Source organism: Rhizobium sp. CC1099 (genome assembly GCF_029714385.1).
Classification (GTDB): Bacteria; Pseudomonadota; Alphaproteobacteria; order Rhizobiales; family Rhizobiaceae; genus Rhizobium.
The window spans coordinates 1,295,920-1,313,957 of the sequence record NZ_CP121642.1 but is presented as its reverse complement, the minus strand read 5'-3'; the positions used below and the strand labels follow the sequence as shown (position 1 = coordinate 1,313,957).

The following is an 18,038-nucleotide window of genomic DNA, read 5'->3' as shown; positions in this document are numbered from 1 at the left end:
TTCCGATTACGACTTGATGCCACCGAAGAACCGGAAGCCGAACTTCCAGTTTACGAAGAGGTAGAGCACGATGACCGGCAGCGAATAGAGAAGAGAATAGGCGGCAAGCAATGTGACAATCGGCGTGCCGGCTTCGGAATAAAACGAGTAGATCGCCACGGAGGCGGGCATCAGACTGTCGCTCCGCAGCAGGATGAAGGGGATGAGAAAGCTGCCCCAGATATTCACGAAGGCCCAGACGACGACCACGACAATCCCGGGCCGGATGACGGGCAACGCCACGTCGAAGAAGGCCTGAAGCGGCGATGCGCCGGCGACCATGGCGCTCTCTTCGTAAGAGCGAGGGATTGCGTCGATGAAATCACGCAGGATGAACATCGCTGTCGGCAGCAGCCCGCCCGCAAAGACAAGGATGACAGCAAGATGCGTGTCGATGAGACCCGCCGCCGATATGATCAGGAAGATCGGCACCATTGCCGCTGAACCTGACACCACGGAAGAAAAGAGTAGCAGGATATATGTGACCGCGCCCTTGCCCGGGACTGAGGAGCGGGAGAGCGCATAGGCTGCGAGCGTCGCGGCAGTGCCGACGAAGACGACGCCGCCGAAGGCCTGGACGAGACTGTTGAACAGCGCCTGCATGGCGAAGCTGTTTTGGAAGACGGTTGCGAAATTCGCCAGCGTGAACGGCTTGGGGATGGCAAGGCCGAGCTCGGCGCGCGCGTTGAACGGCGCAAAGGCGAACCAGACGAGCGGTAGCGCGAAAATGGCCCCGAGCAGCGCGGCAACAGCCGAAAAGCCCAAGCGCCGCACATAGACTGCGCGCGATATCTGCATCACTCAGCCTCCGCCGTCTTCTTGCGGGCGATACGCAGATAAGCGAGTGCGAATACCAGATTGATGAGCATGATGACGACGCCTACGGCGGCACCCTTGCCGAATTCGAAATCCTTGAAGGCGATCCGGTAGGTATAGATGGAAAGAATTTCGGTGCGGTAGGATGGCCCCCCGTTTGTCAGCAGGAAGGGCGTGAAGACGTTGAAGGTCCACATGGTAATCAGGATGAGGTCGGTAACAACATGGCCGCGGATCAGCGGCAGGGCGATATCGCGCAGCTTCTGCCAGGAGGTTGCGCCGGCGACATCGGCGGCCTGGAAATAGCTTGGCGGGATCGATTGGAAAGCCGAGTTGAAAAGCATCATCGAGAAGGCGGCGCCGCGCCATGTGTTGAAGAAAACGATCACCCAGAATGGCTGCTGCAGCAGCCAGTCTCCCGGCGGCAGGCCGAGACTGCGCATGATCATGTTCAGCGTGCCGTTGTCATAGTCGAGGAAGGCAAACCAGGCAAAACCGATCACCACTTCCGGAAGGATCCAGGCCGCGATCACGGTCGTCTGCAGAAAGGCTTTGACGGACGGTGAGACGGACTGGCTGAGCCAGGCAAGCACGAGGCCGAGCAGCGCCTGGCCGACGAGTGCCGACAGCAACACGAACTGAATCGTCAGGACCAATGAAAAGCCGAACTGGCCGCGTGTGAAGAAGGTCGCCGGATTGAAAAGCGCGACGTAGTTCTGCAAACCGACGAAATCCGGATCGAGCGCCGTTCGTCCGAGCAGCGTCCGGTTCGTGAAGGAAACGAAGATTACCCAGAAGAAGGGGATGATGACGAAGACGCCGACCAGTGCGGCGGCGGGTGCCAAAAAAACTGCGCCCGCGCGCGTGGAAAGCAGGGAGAACTTCTTCATGCTTGAAAACTCGATGACGGTTTGCGGCGTCCGCTTGATTGGACCCGGCCGTAAATCCGGCCGGGTCCAGTTCCGACCCGTCAGAGACGGCTGACGGTGTTTTCTTCGCCGACGATGGCGACAATGGCGGCCTTGTACTGGGCCATCGCGTCTTCAGGCGACATTTCGCCGGAGACGACGCTTTCCGTCATGCGCTGGATCTCCGTGGACACCTTATTGTAATTGGCGTCGTTGGGACGCGCCGTCGTGATCGGCAGCAGCGTTTTTGCCGTTTCCGTCAGGAACGGCGAGTTCGGGATTGCGACGTCGTCACGGATACGGATCGCCGGCTGGATCTCTTGGAACGCTGTCAACTGCTCCTGACTGTTCATGAAGGAGAGCAGTTCCCAGGACTCCTTCGGCGCATCCGTATGCGGGTTGATGACGAAGCCCGTTCCGCCGGAGATGGTGACGAAATCCTGGCCGCGCAGGCCCTTGCCCGGCTGTGCGGCCGGCATCTTCTTCCAGGTCATGACCTTGTCGCGGTCGGCGACGGCAAATTCGGCCCCCGGTGCCGTCACGGAGCGGTAGAACCAGTCTCCTTCGACGAGCATCGCCGTCTTGCCGTCGCGGAAATTTGCAAAGGTACGGTTGCGGCCGTCTGCCAAGAGCTGGGCGCGCTGATCGCCAAGTTTGTCGTCAACATAGATGGTCTTGTAAAGCCTCAGCGTATCGAGAATGCCTTGGCTGGCGACGATGTACTTTCCATTTTCGTCGGTGACCTGCTCGCCGGTGCCAAGAAGCGCCATCCAATAACCTTGCATGGTCGTTGCTTCGCCCATGGAAACGCCGGCATTCAGCTGCAGTGGAAAGGAATCTGGATCGGCGGCCTTGATCTTGCGCGCAGCGTCAAGCAGTTCGCCCCAGGATTTCGGCTGCCAGCTATCTGCATCAAGACCGGCTTTCTGGAAGAGATCCCTGCGCACAAAGATCATGCGTGCATCGGTGCCGAGCGCAATTCCGTAAGGCTTGCCCTGGTAGCTCATCAGAGCCTTGGTGCCATCGGCGATATGGCTCCAGCCATCCCAACTGGCTACGTCCGGACCTGCTATTTCTTCAAGCGGCTTTAATAGCCCGCCCTGAACGAAACTCGGAATGAGGAAGCCGTCGAAAGCTGAAATGTCCGGACCGGCGCCGGTCGAGAAGTCGAGCGCCAGTTGCTGCGTCAACTGTTCATCTTCGCCGCCGAATTGGGTCAGCTTGACAGTAACGTCCTTGCCTTGCGTCTTCATCTTTTCGGTGAAGGCCGGGATGATTTTCTTTTGGATCCATTCGGCCGTACCGCTGTTCACGCCGCCGACGACGCAGCGGCAGGTGATGTCGAGATCGGTGGCTATGGCAGAGCCCGACAGGGCCACTGCCGCCGAAACGCCAAGCAATAAAGACTGTATGCCCTTGCGCATTGTAATTCCTCCCTAGGATTTGGCCCGGTTGTCGACCAGACGCTTTTCGGTTCGGTGCATCGGAACGGACCGGATCCTCCTCCAAGCCACGCCCCACCTCATCCAGCCATCAGAATGAACACGCTTTCATTTTTGTCAACACTGCGGTTGCGCACGCTGGAATATTCGATGGACGAAAGACGGAGAAGGCAGCAGAGCTGCGCATTCCCGTGAAAACTGCATCGTCGCGCTTGACGATTTGCCGCTCTCAAGTGCACGATGAATGAACACGTTTTCAATTCCAACGCCAGTTATCTTCATGAATGAACGCAGCGACAAAAAAATGGCACGTGCGACCGCTGATCTAGTAGCGCGTGAAGCCAATGTTTCGCGGGTTGCCGTTTCGCGCGCGTTCAACCCCAATGCATCTTTGAAGCCGGAAAAGCGCGACCGCATTCTGCAGATTGCTCGGGAGTTGAACTATACGCCGGATATGGCGGCGCGCTCGCTCGTCACGAGACGATCGCATCTTGTCGGTATGATCGTGCCCGACGTGTGCAGTCCCTGGGAAAGCCAGGAAATCGATGCACTGACGACGGCCTTGCAAGCGGAGGGTTTTGCCACTTTGCTGTTCAAGGCGAAGGCCGATTTGAGCATGGACCAGACCTTGCTCACCTATATGCGCGGTTTCAATCCGGATTCGGTCATTGCCTTTACGGAGAACGTGGAGCCGGACGTGCTTTGCGGATTTCTCGATCGCGCAGTGCCGATCTACATCATTTATGATGATGCAGAAGAATTTGGCAAAAAGCCGTCTGCCAGCCTCTACGACCGGTTGGTCGTGCGGCAGAAAGAGGGCATCGAGCAGGCCGTTGCGTTGTTGCAGGGTTATGGCGCCCGCCGCGTTGCCTATCTTGGCGGAAAGCCGCAATCGCTGGCCAATACCGAGCGTGAACGCATCATCACGCAGGTTCTTGTAGGGCGCGGCATGGCGCCGCCGATCGTCGTGCCTGGCGACTACACCTACGATACCGCCTATTGCGCGACGGTGGACCTCTTCCGTGTCGGCGATGGAGCCGATGCCATCTTTGCCTCCAACGACGTCGGCGCGTTCGGCGCAATCGATGCGTTGCGTCACGAGCTTTCCTTGTCGGTGCCGGGCGACGTCAAGATCGTCGGCTTCGACGACATCCCGCAATCGCATTGGAAGAGCTACAACCTCACCACCGTCCGGATCGATCTGACAGATCGGGTCCGGGCGCTTGTCCGGCTGATCCTCAAGCGGCTCAAGACACCCGACGCCGGACCCTTGATCGAGACGCTGAGCACCCGTCTCGTCGTGCGCGGCACGGTTGGCTGAATGGAACGTTCATGACTCAAAAGCGTGTGCATCTGGTCTTCAAGACCCATCTCGACATCGGTTTCACCGACCATGCGGAAAAGGTCCGCCGCCAGTATCACGAGCGCTTCATTCCGCAGGCGATCGAGACGGGCGACCATTTTTACGCGGAAGATCCAGGCGATCCGAAGTTCATCTGGACCACCGGTGCCTGGTTGATTTGGGACTATCTGAATTCGTGCCGGCCGGAAGAGGTGGCGAAACTGGAGCGGGCAATCGAACGCGGTCTCGTCCGTTGGCACGGCCTGCCATTCACCACACATACGGAGTTGATGTCGCCCGATCTTTTCCGGGCCGGTCTTTCCTACTCGCAGGAATTGGATCGGCGTTTCGGCAAGAAGACGATTGCAGCGAAGATGACGGACGTGCCGGGACACACACTCGGCATGGTGCCGCTGCTTGCCGAAGCCGGCATTCGTTTCCTGCATCTCGGCGTCAACACTGCTTCGCCGCCGCCGCAGGTGCCTGATATCTTTCGCTGGCGCGCGCCCGGCGGCGAAGAGATCGTTGTGATGTATCAGCGTTCCTATGGCGAAACATACTTCCCGGACGGTGTTTCCGAGGGTTTGGGCTTTGCGCACACGAGCGATAATATTGGCCCGCAAAGCGTGGCGCAGACAGCCGATGTCTACCGGCAGATGCACCAGCGTGATCCCGATGCGATTATCCGTGCAGCGACGCTTGAGGACTACGGGGCGCTTCTTTGGGAAAAACGCGAACGCTTTCCCCGTATGGAGCTCGAGCTCGGTGACAGCTGGATTCACGGCATTGCCAGCGATCCGCAGAAAACCGCGCAGTTTCTCGCGTTGCAGCGGCTCTATGACGGCTTTGCAGCTGAGGGCCTGAATTCCGCCCGGCTCGCATTCGGCCGCAAGCTTACTCTGGTTGCGGAACATACCTGTGGCGTCGACATCAAATCCTATCTCCGAGACGACCAGGCCTGGTCCCGCGAGGATTTCGAAACAGCCCGGGCGAGCGACTACCGGTTTGCCTATGCCGAAGCCTCCTGGAATGAGCAGCGCTCCTATCTTGATGAAGCCGTACGGCAGCTGGATGGCGCCGATGCCAGGGCCGCAAAGGCCGCTCTAGCCGAGGTTTCCGCGCCCGTCATGATCTCGGTGGGCGAGCGCCAGCAGCGCCTTTCGGCCGGCGGTTGGGCCATTGATCTCGATCCTGTAACCGGCGACATTTCCGCTCTTACGGTGCCTACCGGCAGGACGATTGCCGGTCGCAGCGGATCGCTGATTGCCTATCGATACGAGAGCTATGACGCCAGCGATGTCGGCCGGCATATGGATACATATCTTACGCATCGTCAGGAATGGGCGATCCTCGATCACGACAAGCCGGGGCTTGCCAGGTCCGGTGCTGCGCTGTCGAGAACCTACATGCCTGCCTTGAAGGCAGCTGGTCGAGCAGGGGTGCTGCTTGCTATGCCCGATGAAGCGGTCAGCCGATACGGCGCGCCGGAGTATGTTATGCTGCAATTTTTAGCGCACGGCGATGTCCTTGAGTTTCGGCTGACGATGCATTCAAAAGCGGCGAACCGCATGCCGGAGGCAAGCTTTCTTTCCTTCACACCGCAAGCAAAGGCCGAATGGAGCTTGCACAAGATGGGGCTCTGGCACAAAAGCGGCGATATTGCTCGAGGCGGCGGCGCTCAACTCCAGGCTGTTAGCGGCGTTCGTGGCGACATGAATGGGACTGTGCTGTCCATCCAACCATTCGACACGCCGCTCGTCGCACCGCAAAACTGGGATTTTATGACTTTTTGCAAAGCGTTACCTGACTTTGCCGACGGCGTGCGCTTCAACCTGCACAACAATAAATGGGGTACGAACTTCCCCATGTGGTGGGAAGGCGACTTTTCGGCGCGCTACCGACTCAGTGTCACCTAAGAAGCCAGCCTCCTGGTTGCGCACATTTGCCGCTTTCAGGCGGCCCTTCTCTATTCGCTTTTCCATTGTGCGATTTTCCGTTTGCCCGGAGTCAGATACTAATATACTACTTCCGCCGAAGGCCTGCGGGAGGGCAATCGGTGCAAGTCAGTCGGTATTTCAAACTGCGATTTGACAAAATGCGTGGCCAATGAGCGAAGCGCGCAAGAAGCGTTCCTTGGCGGGCGTAACCCAACTTTCCCACCAGCGTGCCACAGCTCCTCGCGCCGCAACCCTGGTCTACGATGTTTTGCGCGACGACATCCTCTCGCTTCGGCGCAAGCCCATGGACTTGTTGAGCGAGAAGGAGTTGGAGGCGCACTTCGGCGTCAGCCGAACGCCGATCCGCGAGGCGATCTTACGTCTTTGCGACGATGGCCTCGTTGATATCTTTCCCCAATCCGGCACGTTCGTCTCGCGCATTCCGCGCCGCGCGCTCTATGAAGCCATCCTTGTGCGCAAAGCCCTCGAGATAACCACCGTCGGCCATGCCGTGGACAAGATGACGCCCGCCGGCATCCGTCTGCTCGATCGCAATCTCGACGATCTTGGCGCCTGCCTTCGCAATGGCGAGGTGACGGCATTCCACCGGCTTGATATCGACTTCCACAAACTGATCAGCGATATCGCCGGCTTTTCCGGCATCTGGGCAATCATCGAGCAGGTCAAGGTGCACAGCGACCGTTACCGCCTCCTGACGTTGCCGCAGGATGGCCGTCTCGCCCGCGTCATCGAGGAGCATTCGACCGTCGTCGGCTGCATGCGCAAGGGCGACAAGAAGGGTGCCGTCGAGGCCATGGACCTCCATCTCGGCAGTCTTCTGCACGAGGTCGAAAGGGCCGAAATCTGGGACCCGAATTACTTTATCGAGGATGCGAAAAAACCTATGGTATGCACTGAAAAGAAAGGACATTTTCAATGAACGTCGACGTAAGACACGCTTCCCATCCCGAGGCCGTTCGTGCCTACGACACCGACACACTGCGACGCCACTTTCTTGTCGATACCGTCTTCGAAGGTGGCGAAATCAGGCTTACCTATTCGCATTACGACCGCATGGTGATCGGTGGCGCTATGCCGCTCGGCGCCGCACTCACGTTGACGGCGCCAAAAGCAATCGGCCAGGAAACCTTCCTTGCCGAACGCGAGCTCGGTGCGCTGAACATCGGGGCAGCAGGCCGCGTCCTGATCGACGGCAAGGCGTACGATATCGCGAAATACGATTGCCTATATATCGGCAAGGGCGCGGTGGACATCCGCTTTGAAAGTGCTGATGCCGGTAATCCCGCCAAGTTCTACCTCGTTTCGACGCCGGCACATCAACCGCATCCCACGGTGCTCTTGACGCGCGAACAGGCTCGGCATCTAACGTTTGGCGAAGCGGCAACTGCCAACAAGCGATCAATCTTCCAGTTCATCCATCCCGAGGTCTGCCAGTCCTGCCAGCTCACCATGGGACTGACGATGCTGGAGCCGGGCAGCATCTGGAACACCATGCCGAGCCACATCCATGACCGGCGCATGGAAGCCTACCTATACTTCGATCTCGATACCGATCAGCGCGTCTTCCATTTCATGGGCGAACCGCAGGAGACCCGGCACATGCTGGTCGCAAACGAGCAGGCGATCATCTCGCCTCCATGGTCGATCCATTCGGGTGCTGGCACCAAGAATTACAGCTTCATCTGGGCGATGGCCGGTGACAACAAGAGCTTCACCGACATGGATCAGATCGCGATCGCAGATTTAAGGTAAGTCCAATGGCAAATCCATTTGATCTTTCCGGCCGCGTGGCCATTGTCACGGGCGCCAATACTGGCATAGGGCAGGGCATTGCGATGGCGCTTGCGGAAGCAGGTGCCTCGATTGCCGCCGTCGGCCGCTCGTCTATGGATGAAACCGAGGCGATGGTCACGGAGGCTGGGGCACGCTTCCATGCCATCAAGGCCGATCTTGGCACGATCGCGCCGGTAAAGCGTATCGTCGCCGAAACGCTCTCGGCCTTCGGTGCACTCGACATCCTCGTCAACAATGCCGGTATCATTCGCCGCGCCGATGCGATCGACTTCACCGAGGAAGACTGGGACTCCGTCATCGACACCAATCTCAAAACGGCCTTCTTCCTATCTCAGGCCGCTGGCCGCCACATGATCGAAAAGGGCAGGGGCAAGATTATCAACATCGCCTCGCTGCTGTCCTTCCAAGGCGGCATCCGGATTCCGTCCTACACGGCCTCGAAGAGCGGCCTTGCCGGCGTCACGAGGCTGCTTGCCTGCGAATGGGCAGGCAAAGGCGTCAACGTCAACGCCATCGCGCCCGGCTACTTTGTCACCAACAACACGACGGCGCTCCGCGAAGATCCGGACCGCAGTACCGCCATTCTGGCACGCATCCCGGCAGGGCGGTGGGGAGTGCCCGCCGAACTGGGCGGTGCGGCGGTGTTTCTCGCCTCATCGGCGTCCGACTACGTCCACGGCACCGTCCTGCCGGTCGACGGCGGGTGGCTGGCTCGCTGACTGCAAAGGAGGGTGACTTGAGCCGCTCGTCTTGACACCGGCGACACCCGACCTTAACCTTTGAACATTCACCAGGGGGGTCCCGGCAAGGGGCTGAGATACTGCTGTCGCGCGCAGTGACCCGTTGAACCTGATCCAGTTCATACTGGCGTAGGGACGGTGCGAGCGCTCGAAAGCTTGGAATTCACGCGTGGAATCCATGCCGGCGTCTTTCCATCATTCCGGCTGAGGACTGGGTCTCCAATCACAACTTGGAGCCTCAAACCATGAATATTGCCGCAAAGACCATTACCCCGACCGTTACCACCGGCCCTTTGCCGGCATCCCGCAAAGTTTACGTTGCGGGAGATATCCATCCCGGCATTCGCGTGCCTATGCGCGAGATCAGCGTTCATCCGACCGCAGGCGAGCCGCCAGTCGCGGTCTATGATTCGTCTGGCCCCTATACGGTCGAGGGGGCCGATATTCGCATCGAAGAGGGCTTGCCTCAGCTTCGGCGCGACTGGGTGCTGGCCCGCGGCGACGTCGAGGCCTATCAGGGTCGCCACGTGCGCCCGGAAGACAATGGTTTTGCCAGCGGTGAGCGGCTGACGCCCGAATTTCCCGGCCAGCGCCAGCCGCTGCGGGCCAAGAACGGCAGGGCCGTCACCCAGCTTGCCTATGCGCGTGCCGGCATCATCACGCCGGAAATGGAATTCATCGCCATCCGCGAAAATCTCGGCCGAAAGGCACACGGCGAGGCCATGGTTCGCGACGGCGAAAGCTTCGGTGCCCATATCCCCGACTATGTCACACCTGAATTCGTCCGGCAGGAAGTGGCCTCAGGCCGCGCGATCATCCCCGCCAACATTAATCATCCAGAGGCCGAACCGATGATCATCGGCCGCAACTTCCTGGTGAAGATCAACGCCAATATCGGCAATTCCGCCGTCACCTCGTCGATGGCCGAAGAGGTCGAAAAGATGGTTTGGGCGGCGCGCTGGGGTGCCGATACGGTCATGGACCTTTCGACCGGCCGCAACATCCACAATATCCGCGAATGGATCATCCGCAATTCGCCATTGCCGATCGGTACCGTGCCGCTCTACCAGGCGCTGGAAAAGGTCGAAGGCATTGCCGAGAACCTGACATGGGAGGTTTATCGTGACACGCTGATCGAACAGGCGGAACAGGGTGTCGACTATTTCACCATTCATGCCGGCGTGCGGCTCCACTATATCCCGCTGACCGTCAACCGGGTGACCGGAATCGTCTCGCGCGGCGGCTCGATCATGGCGAAGTGGTGTCTGCATCACCACCGTGAGAGCTTTCTTTACGAGCATTTCGAGGAGATCTGCGATATCTGCCGCGCCTATGACGTCTCCTTCTCGCTCGGCGACGGCCTGCGGCCGGGCTCGATTGCCGATGCCAATGACGCAGCGCAGTTCGCCGAGCTCGAAACCCTTGGCGAACTGACGAAGATTGCCTGGGCGAAGGACTGCCAGGTGATGATCGAAGGGCCAGGCCATGTTCCGATGCACAAGATCAAGGAAAACATGGACAAGCAGCTTGCCGTCTGCGGCGAGGCGCCCTTCTACACGCTCGGCCCTCTGACGACGGATATCGCACCCGGCTACGACCATATTACCTCAGGCATAGGGGCTGCGATGATCGGTTGGTTCGGGACGGCCATGCTTTGCTATGTCACGCCAAAGGAGCATCTGGGGTTGCCCGATCGGAATGATGTGAAGATCGGGGTCATCACCTACAAAATCGCAGCGCATGCCGCCGACCTCGCCAAGGGACATCCGGCCGCGCGTCTTCGCGACGATGCACTGTCACGCGCCCGCTTCGAGTTCCGCTGGGAGGATCAGTTCAATCTCTCCCTGGACCCGGAAACAGCCCGCAGCTTCCATGACGAAACGCTGCCGAAAGAGGCGCACAAGGTCGCGCATTTCTGCTCGATGTGCGGCCCGAAATTCTGCTCCATGCGAATTTCGCACGACATTCGCGCCGAGGCGCAGAAGGAGGGCTTGGATGCGATGGCGGCAAAATTCCGCGAGGGCGGCGATCTCTACGTTCCGGTCGAAGCGCTTCAGCATTCGGGCGACTGAGATGCGCGTGCTTGTCAAAGGGGCCGGCGTTGCCGGCCTCTCGGTTGCCCATGCGCTTCACGCCGGCGGTGCTGATGTGACGGTCGTGGATCCGAATGAGGGTTTCAGGGGTGCCGCATCCTGGTTTGCCGGCGGGATGCTGGCGCCTTGGTGCGAGCGGGAAAGTGCTGGCGAGGCTGTGCTTCTACAGGGCCTCGATGCCGCCGACCGGTGGGAGGTAATGGTGCCGGGAGAAGTGCGACGCAATGGTACGCTCGTGGTCGCGCCGGCCCGCGATCTTGGTGAACTGCAACGCTTCGCCAGCCGTACGACCGGTTGCGAATGGCTCGATGGGAAGGCCATTGCTGGGCTGGAACCCGCCCTTGCCGGGCGCTTCCGGCAAGGCCTGTTCTTTCCTCGCGAAGCCCATCTTGATCCCCGCCGGACGCTCGCAAGGTTGAGGGAGAGGCTTGCAACGCAGGGCGTGTCGTTCGTTCGAGATGCCGACGAGGGCAGCTTCGACGACTGTGTCGACTGCACGGGTGCGGCGCAGATTGGCAAGGCCGGCGGGCTGCGCGGCGTTCGCGGCGAAATGCTCTATCTCAAGACCTGGGAGGTGGACCTTGCCCGCCCGGTTCGCCTGCTGCATCCGCGCATCCCGCTCTACATCGTTCCCCGCGGCGACGGGCTTTTCATGATCGGTGCCACGATGATCGAAACCGATTTCGACGGGCCGATTTCGGCACGCTCGTTGCTGGAACTGCTGAATGCCGCCTACGCGCTTCATCCGGCCTTTGCGGACGCAACCGTCGTCGAGACCGGGGCCGGAATCCGCCCCGCCTTCGCCGACAACTTTCCACGCGCCGCCCGCGACGCGAACACAGTATTCGTCAACGGCTTGTATCGTCACGGTTTTTTGCTGGCACCGGCAATGGCGGCGGAAGCTGCGGAGCTTGTATTCGGCAAACTCCAACAAGTAAGCCAACAAGAAGGTATGTTTTCATGAGACTGATCATCAATGGCGAAGCTCAGAATATCTGTGCCAAGACGCTTTCCGAGCTGCTGAGGCTGATGGACTACGAAGGCGAGTGGCTCGCGACCGCCGTCAACGGCGAGCTCGTCCACCGGGAGGATCGGGCTGACCATGCGCTTGACGCGAATGACCGGATAGAAATCCTGACGCCGATGCAGGGAGGTTGAGCCATGCTGAACCTTTATGGAGCCGAAATTGCGTCCCGCCTTCTTCTCGGAACGGCTCGCTATCCCTCACCGGCAATCTTGACTGAAGCCGTCCAGCGATCGCAGACCGCAATCGTCACCGTCTCCTTGCGCCGTGAAACCGCCGGCGGCCGGAACGGTGGTGCGTTCTTCGACATGATCCGGGCGCTCGGCGTACGTGTGCTGCCCAATACGGCCGGCTGCCATGGCGTCTCCGAAGCGGTGCTGACGGCGAAGATGGCGCGCGAGGTGTTTCAGACCAACTGGATCAAGCTGGAGGTGATCGGCAATCACGATACGCTGCAGCCCGATGTCTTTGGGCTGGTCGAAGCCGCGCGTATCCTCTCGGGTGAGGGCTTCGAAGTCTTCCCTTACACGACCGATGATCTTGTCGTGGCGGAACGCTTGCTGGAAGCGGGGTGCAAGGTCTTGATGCCCTGGTGCGCGCCGATCGGCAGTGCCGCCGGGCCGCTCAATCTTTCTGCCCTTCGGGCCATACGCGGGCATTTTCCCGAGGTGCCGCTGATTGTCGACGCCGGCATCGGCAGGCCCTCGCATGCAGCAACCGTCATGGAACTCGGCTTTGATGCGGTTCTTCTCAACACCGCTGTGGCGGGCGCCGGCGATCCTGTCTCCATGGCCGAGGCTTTCGCCAGGGCGATCGAGGCCGGCCATCAGGCATTCGGTGCCGGTATGCTGGAGCCGCGCGAGATGGCCGTGCCCTCGACACCGGTGATCGGTAGGGCGGTCTTTGCATGAGGCTCGATCCATTCTACCTGATTGTCGACAGTGCAGAGTGGATCGCCCGCTTGGTCCCGCTCGGCGTCAAGCTGGTTCAACTCCGCATCAAGGACCGGACGGAGGCAGAAATCCGTGCTGATATCCGCAACGCAAAGACGATCTGCTCCGCAAATGGATGCCAGCTGATCATCAACGACTACTGGCAACTGGCGATTGAGGAGGGATGCGATTTCCTCCATCTGGGACAGGAGGATCTGGCCGGAGCTGATGTTCAAGCGATCCGTGAGGCCGGACTGAAGCTCGGGCTCTCGACCCATGACGGAGCCGAGCTGGAGACAGCGCTCGCCGCAAAGCCGGACTATGTCGCGCTCGGCCCAATCTATGCGACGATCCTGAAGCAGATGAAATGGGCGCCGCAAGGGCTGGAACGGCTCAGCCAATGGAAAACACGCATCGCCGGCCTGCCGCTTGTCGCCATCGGCGGGCTGAATGTCGATCGCATCGACGGCGTCTTTGCCCATGGCGCAGACAGCGCGGCCGTTGTGACCGACATCACGCTGAACAGCGATCCAGAGGCAAGAACCAGTCAGTGGCTAAAGGCCACCGCCAGATGGAGAAGCTCATAAATTTGCTCGCAATGGGCGGGCCACTCCTGTCGGCTGACGCGCCGACCAAGCGCCAGGTTGGCGTCGAGGCATGGATGCGCGCCCATGGTGACCGGCTTTATCTTTCGACGATCACCATTGCCGAGATCGAGGCAGGCATTGCCCGCGCCGTCAGGATCGCGGCGACGACGAAGGCGGAGAACTTGGGCCGCTGGCTATCGGCGGTGGAACATTTCTATGCGGGCCGCATCCTGCCGTTCGGCATCGAGGAGGCTCGCCATGCCGGCCTGATTCTCGACCGGGCGCGTGCCCATGATCCCGGCTTCGAGGACATCGCAATTGCCGCCACTGCCGCCGCGCACGGTCTCACCGTTCTGACGGCCAATGAGCGCCATTTCGAGCCGCTCGGTGTGCCGCTCGCCAATCCCTTGAGGCAGTTGCCGACCATGCAATGATCGGCCGTATCGTGACCGACCGGCGTATCCAGGCGGGGTGCTTCCCGTCTTTGGATCGTCTCCCCTCTCGGGGAGGATTTTACCAAAAGCCGCGAGAAACTCACATGACGGCTGCCAGACCGAAAAGCACTGTTGCCGTGCTCACAAGACGCGATTCCCGGCTCGCGCGGAAATGGAAGATGCAAGAACTAGGCTCTGACATCGGCGCGCTAATCCCACCATCGCAATCTACCGACCGTCAACTACGCGTCATGTGTGCAATGCATGGCCGAGTGCCTTAAGGGCTGCTTCCTGGATTGCTTCGCTGCGTGTCGGATGGGCATGGATCGTCCCGGCGATATCCTCCAGGCGCGCGCCCATCTCCATGGCATGTGCGAAGGTGGCCGAAAGCTCCGAAACCCCGGCGCCGACGGCCTGAAGGCCGAGGACAAGATTGCTGTCGGCCCGTGCCACGACGCGCACGAAGCCTTCGTCCGAATGCATCGTCATGGCGCGGCCGTTGGCGCTGAAGGGAAACTGGCCGACGCGGATCTCATAGCCCTGAGCACGAGCCTCGCCGGGGGAAAGACCCGCCGTCACGATCTCCGGGTCCGTGAAGCAAACCGCCGGAATGCAGCGCTTGTCCCAGGCACGCTTCCGGCCGGCCACAATCTCGGCCACCATTTCGCCCTGCGCCATGGCGCGGTGGGCAAGCATCGGCTCGCCGGTTACGTCGCCGATCGCATATATGCCGCGCATCGACGTGCGGCAGCGCTCGTCGATGCGCAGGTAAGGCCCTGAACGATCTAGATCGAGCTCTTCCAGCCCCGATCCTGCGGTTTTCGGTTTGCGTCCGACGGTGACCAGGATGCGGTCGGCCGGCAGCTGCTGTTCCTGACTATCCGCCGCCTCGACAAAGAGTGCATTTCCGTCGCCAGAGAGCCCCTTCGCTTTTGCACCGGTCAGCACGCGAATGCCAAGTTCTCCGAGCTTGCGTAGCACAGGGCGCACGAGATCGGCATCATATTGCGGGAGGATCTGCGGCATCGCTTCGACAACGGTCACCTCGGAGCCCATCTTGGCAAAGGCGGTACCGAGCTCGAGGCCGATATAGCCGCCGCCGACAACCACAAGCTTCTCCGGCAGATCCTTAAGCGACAAGGCCCCGGTTGAGGATATGACGCGACCACCGAAGGGAAGACTTGCAAGGTCGACCGGCTCCGAGCCGGTGGCGATGACCACGGTGTCGGCGCGAATGATCTGCGCGCCCGTTTCCGTCTCCACCTCCACGGTCTTGCCGTCGCGAAAAGCCGCGCGTCCGTGGACGATCTTGACATTCGCCTTATGAAGCAGCGTTGAGACACCGCTGGTGAGCCGGCCAACGATACCATCCTTCCAACCGATGGTTTTCGCCAGGTCGATGGCAGCGTCCCCCACACGGATGCCGATCGGGCTCCTTCCGGCAGCCATACGGCGGACTACGGCGAACTCTTCTGCCGCATGAATTAGCGCCTTGGACGGGATGCAGCCGACATTCAGGCAGGTTCCGCCCGGTTTGCTCTCCTCCACGATGACGGTGTCGATGCCGAGCTGGCCCGCCCGGATGGCGCAGACATAGCCTCCAGGACCGGCGCCGATGACGAGGAGCTTGCAGACGATCTCTTTCATAAAACTCAGCTTTCGATGAAAATGAGTGCCGGCGTTTCGAGAAGAACCCGGACGCGCTGGACGAAGGTGGCAGCATCCCATCCGTCTACGATGCGATGGTCGAAGCTTGAGGAGAGGTTCATCATCTTCCGCGGCACGAACTGCGTGCCGTCCCAGACCGGACGGACGGCGATCTTGTTGACGCCGATGATGGCGACTTCGGGATGATTGATCACAGGCGTCGAGACGATGCCGCCGAGCGCGCCGAGCGAACTGATGGTGATCGTCGAGCCGCCGAGCTCATCACGGGTCGCTGAACCCGTGCGCGCGGCCTCCGCAAGCCGGTTCATCTCGCTGGCGCAATCCCAGATGCCGCGCGCCTCCGCATGTCGCACGACAGGCACCACCAGCCCGGCGGGCGTCTGCGCTGCAATGCCGATGTGGACGGCCGCATGACGGGTGAGTACGCCTGTGTGATCGTCGAAGGTAGCGTTGAGGTTTGGCTGTTCAGCAACCGCCTTGACGAGTGCCCGCATCAGGAAAGGCAGGACGGTAAGCTTCGGCTGTTCCGGCTTGCGGTCGCGGTTCATGGTGGCTCTCAGTTCCTCCAGCGCCGTCATGTCGATCTCCTCGACATATGTAATGTGGGGAATGCGGGAGGCCGACAGCGACATCTTCTCGGCAATGCGCCGGCGAAGGCCGGTAAGTTTGATCTCTTCCGTCGCAGTCTTTCTTCCTGGAACCACTTGCGCCGGGAAGGGGGCCGCGCCGTGTGCGAGAAACTGGTCGATATCCTCGCGCAGGATACGGCCGGCAGGACCGCTTCCCGTCACCTGCCTGAGATCGATGCCGTTCTCCCGGGCAAGGAGCCGGACGGCAGGGGAGGCGAGCGGCTTTTCGGCGGGCACCGCAGCAACTGCACCAGGCGCGGTAGCGGGTTTCGGTACCGTTCCCTTTGTGAGATCTAAAGCAGGCAACGGTGGCTCAGGAGCTTTCGCGGGCGTTACAGCCGCAGGGATTTCGGTTCGAATCTCGCCGCCTTCACCGGCCGTCTCGATGCGCACCAACGGCGCCTTCACGGCGACCCGGTCGCCGATCTCTGCACCGAGCCAGACGACGGTGCCGGTAACGGGAGAAGGGATTTCGACCGTCGCCTTATCCGTCATGACGGCGGCGATCACCATGTCCTCTCGCACGGGGTCACCGGCCTTCACGTGCCATTCGACAAGCTCAGCCTCGGCCACGCCTTCGCCGACATCGGGCATCTTGATCGTAAACTCGCCCATGGCTTACGCCTCCATGACTTCTGCAAGTGCCCGCCCGACACGCGCAGGCCCGGGGAAATAGTCCCATTCCTGTGCGTGCGGATAGGGCGTGTCCCAACCGGCGACACGCATGACCGGCGCTTCCAGATGGTAGAAACAATGCTCCTGCACGAGCGACACCACTTCGGCACCAAAGCCAGACGTAAGCGTTGCCTCATGGACGACGACGCAGCGGCCGGTCTTCGTGACCGACTGTACGATGGTATCGAGATCGAGTGGCAGAAGGCTTCGTAAATCGATGACTTCGGCATCGATGCCGGCATCCTCCGCAGCTGCAAGCGCCACATGCACCATGGTACCATAGGCAATGACCGTCACGGCCGATCCCAACCGCCTGATCTCGGCCCTGCCGATCGGGACGGTATAATGTCCCTCAGGTACTTCGCCGAGGTCATGTTTCGACCAGGGGGTGACAGGGCGCTCGTGATGACCGTCGAAGGGACCGTTGTAGAGCCGCTTCGGCTCCAGGAACATCACCGGATCCGGATCCTCGATGGACGAGATGAGCAGGCCTTTGGCATCAAAAGGATTGGAAGGCACGACAACCTTCAGGCCGCAGACATGAGTAAAGAGCGCCTCCGGGCTCTGACTGTGCGTCTGACCGCCGAAGATACCGCCGCCGGTTGGCATACGCAGCACGATCGGGCAGGTGAAATCGCCGTTCGAGCGGTAACGGATACGGGCGGCCTCCTGAGTGATCTGGTCGTAGGCAGGATACATGTAATCGGCAAATTGGATTTCGACGCAGGGTTTTAACCCGTAAGCCGCCATGCCGATCGCCGTTCCGACGATGCCGGATTCGCTGATCGGCGTATCGAAGCAGCGGGTCTTGCCGTATTTTGCCTGAAGCCCTTGCGTGCAGCGGAAAACACCGCCGAAGTAACCGACGTCCTCGCCGAACACCACGACGCTGTCGTCGCGGGCCATCGATACGTCCATGGCACTGCGCACGGCCTCAATCATCGTCATTCTGGCCAT

17 protein-coding genes and 1 riboswitch are annotated in these 18,038 nt (G+C 60.5%); of the genes, 11 read left to right on the top strand and 6 right to left on the bottom strand.

Features of this window, described 5'->3' with window-relative positions; genetic code table 11:
- Nucleotides 1-6: 6 nt before the first annotated feature.
- The 3 genes from QA644_RS27450 to QA644_RS27440 form a co-directional block, all read right to left on the bottom strand.
- A complete protein-coding gene (locus QA644_RS27450) occupies nt 7-837 on the bottom strand; it encodes a carbohydrate ABC transporter permease (protein ID WP_074071985.1) in 831 nt (276 codons plus the stop codon).
- Complete coding sequence (locus tag QA644_RS27445; protein ID WP_074071984.1) at nt 837-1,745, bottom strand: sugar ABC transporter permease; 909 nt, start codon at nt 1,743-1,745, stop codon at nt 837-839. Before QA644_RS27445 ends, QA644_RS27450 begins: the two co-directional genes overlap by 1 nt.
- Before the next feature lie 80 nt (nt 1,746-1,825).
- Nucleotides 1,826-3,187 (bottom strand): extracellular solute-binding protein, encoded by a 1,362-nt coding sequence (locus QA644_RS27440; RefSeq protein WP_283072497.1) that lies wholly within the window; start codon nt 3,185-3,187, stop codon nt 1,826-1,828.
- Nucleotides 3,188-3,485: 298 nt separating this feature from the next.
- On the opposite strand from QA644_RS27440, the gene QA644_RS27435 reads away from it, so the two are divergent.
- The 11 genes from QA644_RS27435 to QA644_RS27385 all read left to right on the top strand — a co-directional run bounded on the left by QA644_RS27435 (nt 3,486) and on the right by QA644_RS27385 (nt 14,109).
- Nucleotides 3,486-4,526: a LacI family DNA-binding transcriptional regulator gene (locus QA644_RS27435; protein WP_283074035.1), complete on the top strand. Its 1,041-nt coding sequence runs from the start codon at nt 3,486-3,488 to the stop codon at nt 4,524-4,526.
- Between the two features lie 11 nt (nt 4,527-4,537).
- On the top strand, nt 4,538-6,463 hold the full coding sequence (locus QA644_RS27430; RefSeq protein ID WP_283072496.1) for a DUF5054 domain-containing protein: 1,926 nt from the start codon (nt 4,538-4,540) through the stop codon (nt 6,461-6,463).
- 190 nt (nt 6,464-6,653) lie between these two features.
- Nucleotides 6,654-7,424 carry a GntR family transcriptional regulator gene (locus QA644_RS27425; protein ID WP_283072495.1) on the top strand — a complete coding sequence of 257 codons (771 nt, stop codon included), beginning with the start codon at nt 6,654-6,656 and terminating at the stop codon, nt 7,422-7,424.
- Nucleotides 7,421-8,257 carry a 5-dehydro-4-deoxy-D-glucuronate isomerase gene (gene kduI, locus QA644_RS27420; protein ID WP_283072494.1) on the top strand — a complete coding sequence of 279 codons (837 nt, stop codon included), beginning with the start codon at nt 7,421-7,423 and terminating at the stop codon, nt 8,255-8,257. The genes QA644_RS27425 and kduI overlap by 4 nt, the downstream gene beginning before the upstream one ends.
- A 5-nt stretch (nt 8,258-8,262) precedes the next feature.
- Complete coding sequence (gene kduD, locus QA644_RS27415) at nt 8,263-9,018, top strand: 2-dehydro-3-deoxy-D-gluconate 5-dehydrogenase KduD (RefSeq protein WP_283072493.1); 756 nt, start codon at nt 8,263-8,265, stop codon at nt 9,016-9,018.
- Nucleotides 9,019-9,081: 63 nt separating this feature from the next.
- Nucleotides 9,082-9,193, top strand: a riboswitch (TPP riboswitch).
- Nucleotides 9,194-9,284: 91 nt separating this feature from the next.
- Complete coding sequence (thiC, locus tag QA644_RS27410) at nt 9,285-11,111, top strand: phosphomethylpyrimidine synthase ThiC (RefSeq protein WP_283072492.1); 1,827 nt, start codon at nt 9,285-9,287, stop codon at nt 11,109-11,111.
- Nucleotide 11,112: 1 nt separating this feature from the next.
- Nucleotides 11,113-12,096: a glycine oxidase ThiO gene (gene thiO / locus QA644_RS27405; RefSeq protein WP_283072491.1), complete on the top strand. Its 984-nt coding sequence runs from the start codon at nt 11,113-11,115 to the stop codon at nt 12,094-12,096.
- Nucleotides 12,093-12,290 carry a sulfur carrier protein ThiS gene (thiS, locus tag QA644_RS27400; RefSeq protein ID WP_283072490.1) on the top strand — a complete coding sequence of 66 codons (198 nt, stop codon included), beginning with the start codon at nt 12,093-12,095 and terminating at the stop codon, nt 12,288-12,290. The genes thiO and thiS overlap by 4 nt, the downstream gene beginning before the upstream one ends.
- A 3-nt stretch (nt 12,291-12,293) precedes the next feature.
- Nucleotides 12,294-13,067, top strand: coding sequence for a thiazole synthase (locus QA644_RS27395; protein ID WP_239600609.1), 774 nt, complete (start codon nt 12,294-12,296; stop codon nt 13,065-13,067).
- Nucleotides 13,064-13,675: a thiamine phosphate synthase gene (locus QA644_RS27390; RefSeq protein ID WP_283072489.1), complete on the top strand. Its 612-nt coding sequence runs from the start codon at nt 13,064-13,066 to the stop codon at nt 13,673-13,675. Before QA644_RS27395 ends, QA644_RS27390 begins: the two co-directional genes overlap by 4 nt.
- Nucleotides 13,660-14,109, top strand: coding sequence for a PIN domain-containing protein (locus tag QA644_RS27385; protein ID WP_283072488.1), 450 nt, complete (start codon nt 13,660-13,662; stop codon nt 14,107-14,109). Before QA644_RS27390 ends, QA644_RS27385 begins: the two co-directional genes overlap by 16 nt.
- Before the next feature lie 249 nt (nt 14,110-14,358).
- Here the strand turns inward: QA644_RS27385 and lpdA are convergent, their stop codons facing one another.
- The 3 genes from lpdA to QA644_RS27370 are packed head-to-tail and all read right to left on the bottom strand — an operon-like array spanning nt 14,359 to nt 18,038.
- Nucleotides 14,359-15,756: a dihydrolipoyl dehydrogenase gene (gene lpdA / locus QA644_RS27380; RefSeq protein WP_283072487.1), complete on the bottom strand. Its 1,398-nt coding sequence runs from the start codon at nt 15,754-15,756 to the stop codon at nt 14,359-14,361.
- A 5-nt stretch (nt 15,757-15,761) separates the two neighbouring features.
- Nucleotides 15,762-17,021 carry a dihydrolipoamide acetyltransferase family protein gene (locus QA644_RS27375; protein ID WP_283072486.1) on the bottom strand — a complete coding sequence of 420 codons (1,260 nt, stop codon included), beginning with the start codon at nt 17,019-17,021 and terminating at the stop codon, nt 15,762-15,764.
- A 3-nt stretch (nt 17,022-17,024) separates the two neighbouring features.
- Nucleotides 17,025-18,038 carry an alpha-ketoacid dehydrogenase subunit beta gene (locus tag QA644_RS27370; protein ID WP_022717608.1) on the bottom strand — a complete coding sequence of 338 codons (1,014 nt, stop codon included), beginning with the start codon at nt 18,036-18,038 and terminating at the stop codon, nt 17,025-17,027.

Coding starts and splice junctions, on each gene's coding strand:
- QA644_RS27450 (WP_074071985.1), bottom strand. CDS start 837: ATGCAGATATCGCGCGCAGTCTATGTGCGGCGCTTGGGCTTTTCGGCT.
- QA644_RS27445 (WP_074071984.1), bottom strand. CDS start 1,745: ATGAAGAAGTTCTCCCTGCTTTCCACGCGCGCGGGCGCAGTTTTTTTG.
- QA644_RS27440 (WP_283072497.1), bottom strand. CDS start 3,187: ATGCGCAAGGGCATACAGTCTTTATTGCTTGGCGTTTCGGCGGCAGTG.
- QA644_RS27435 (WP_283074035.1), top strand. CDS start 3,486: ATGAATGAACGCAGCGACAAAAAAATGGCACGTGCGACCGCTGATCTA.
- QA644_RS27430 (WP_283072496.1), top strand. CDS start 4,538: ATGACTCAAAAGCGTGTGCATCTGGTCTTCAAGACCCATCTCGACATC.
- QA644_RS27425 (WP_283072495.1), top strand. CDS start 6,654: ATGAGCGAAGCGCGCAAGAAGCGTTCCTTGGCGGGCGTAACCCAACTT.
- kduI (WP_283072494.1), top strand. CDS start 7,421: ATGAACGTCGACGTAAGACACGCTTCCCATCCCGAGGCCGTTCGTGCC.
- kduD (WP_283072493.1), top strand. CDS start 8,263: ATGGCAAATCCATTTGATCTTTCCGGCCGCGTGGCCATTGTCACGGGC.
- thiC (WP_283072492.1), top strand. CDS start 9,285: ATGAATATTGCCGCAAAGACCATTACCCCGACCGTTACCACCGGCCCT.
- thiO (WP_283072491.1), top strand. CDS start 11,113: ATGCGCGTGCTTGTCAAAGGGGCCGGCGTTGCCGGCCTCTCGGTTGCC.
- thiS (WP_283072490.1), top strand. CDS start 12,093: ATGAGACTGATCATCAATGGCGAAGCTCAGAATATCTGTGCCAAGACG.
- QA644_RS27395 (WP_239600609.1), top strand. CDS start 12,294: ATGCTGAACCTTTATGGAGCCGAAATTGCGTCCCGCCTTCTTCTCGGA.
- QA644_RS27390 (WP_283072489.1), top strand. CDS start 13,064: ATGAGGCTCGATCCATTCTACCTGATTGTCGACAGTGCAGAGTGGATC.
- QA644_RS27385 (WP_283072488.1), top strand. CDS start 13,660: ATGGAGAAGCTCATAAATTTGCTCGCAATGGGCGGGCCACTCCTGTCG.
- lpdA (WP_283072487.1), bottom strand. CDS start 15,756: ATGAAAGAGATCGTCTGCAAGCTCCTCGTCATCGGCGCCGGTCCTGGA.
- QA644_RS27375 (WP_283072486.1), bottom strand. CDS start 17,021: ATGGGCGAGTTTACGATCAAGATGCCCGATGTCGGCGAAGGCGTGGCC.
- QA644_RS27370 (WP_022717608.1), bottom strand. CDS start 18,038: ATGGCCAGAATGACGATGATTGAGGCCGTGCGCAGTGCCATGGACGTA.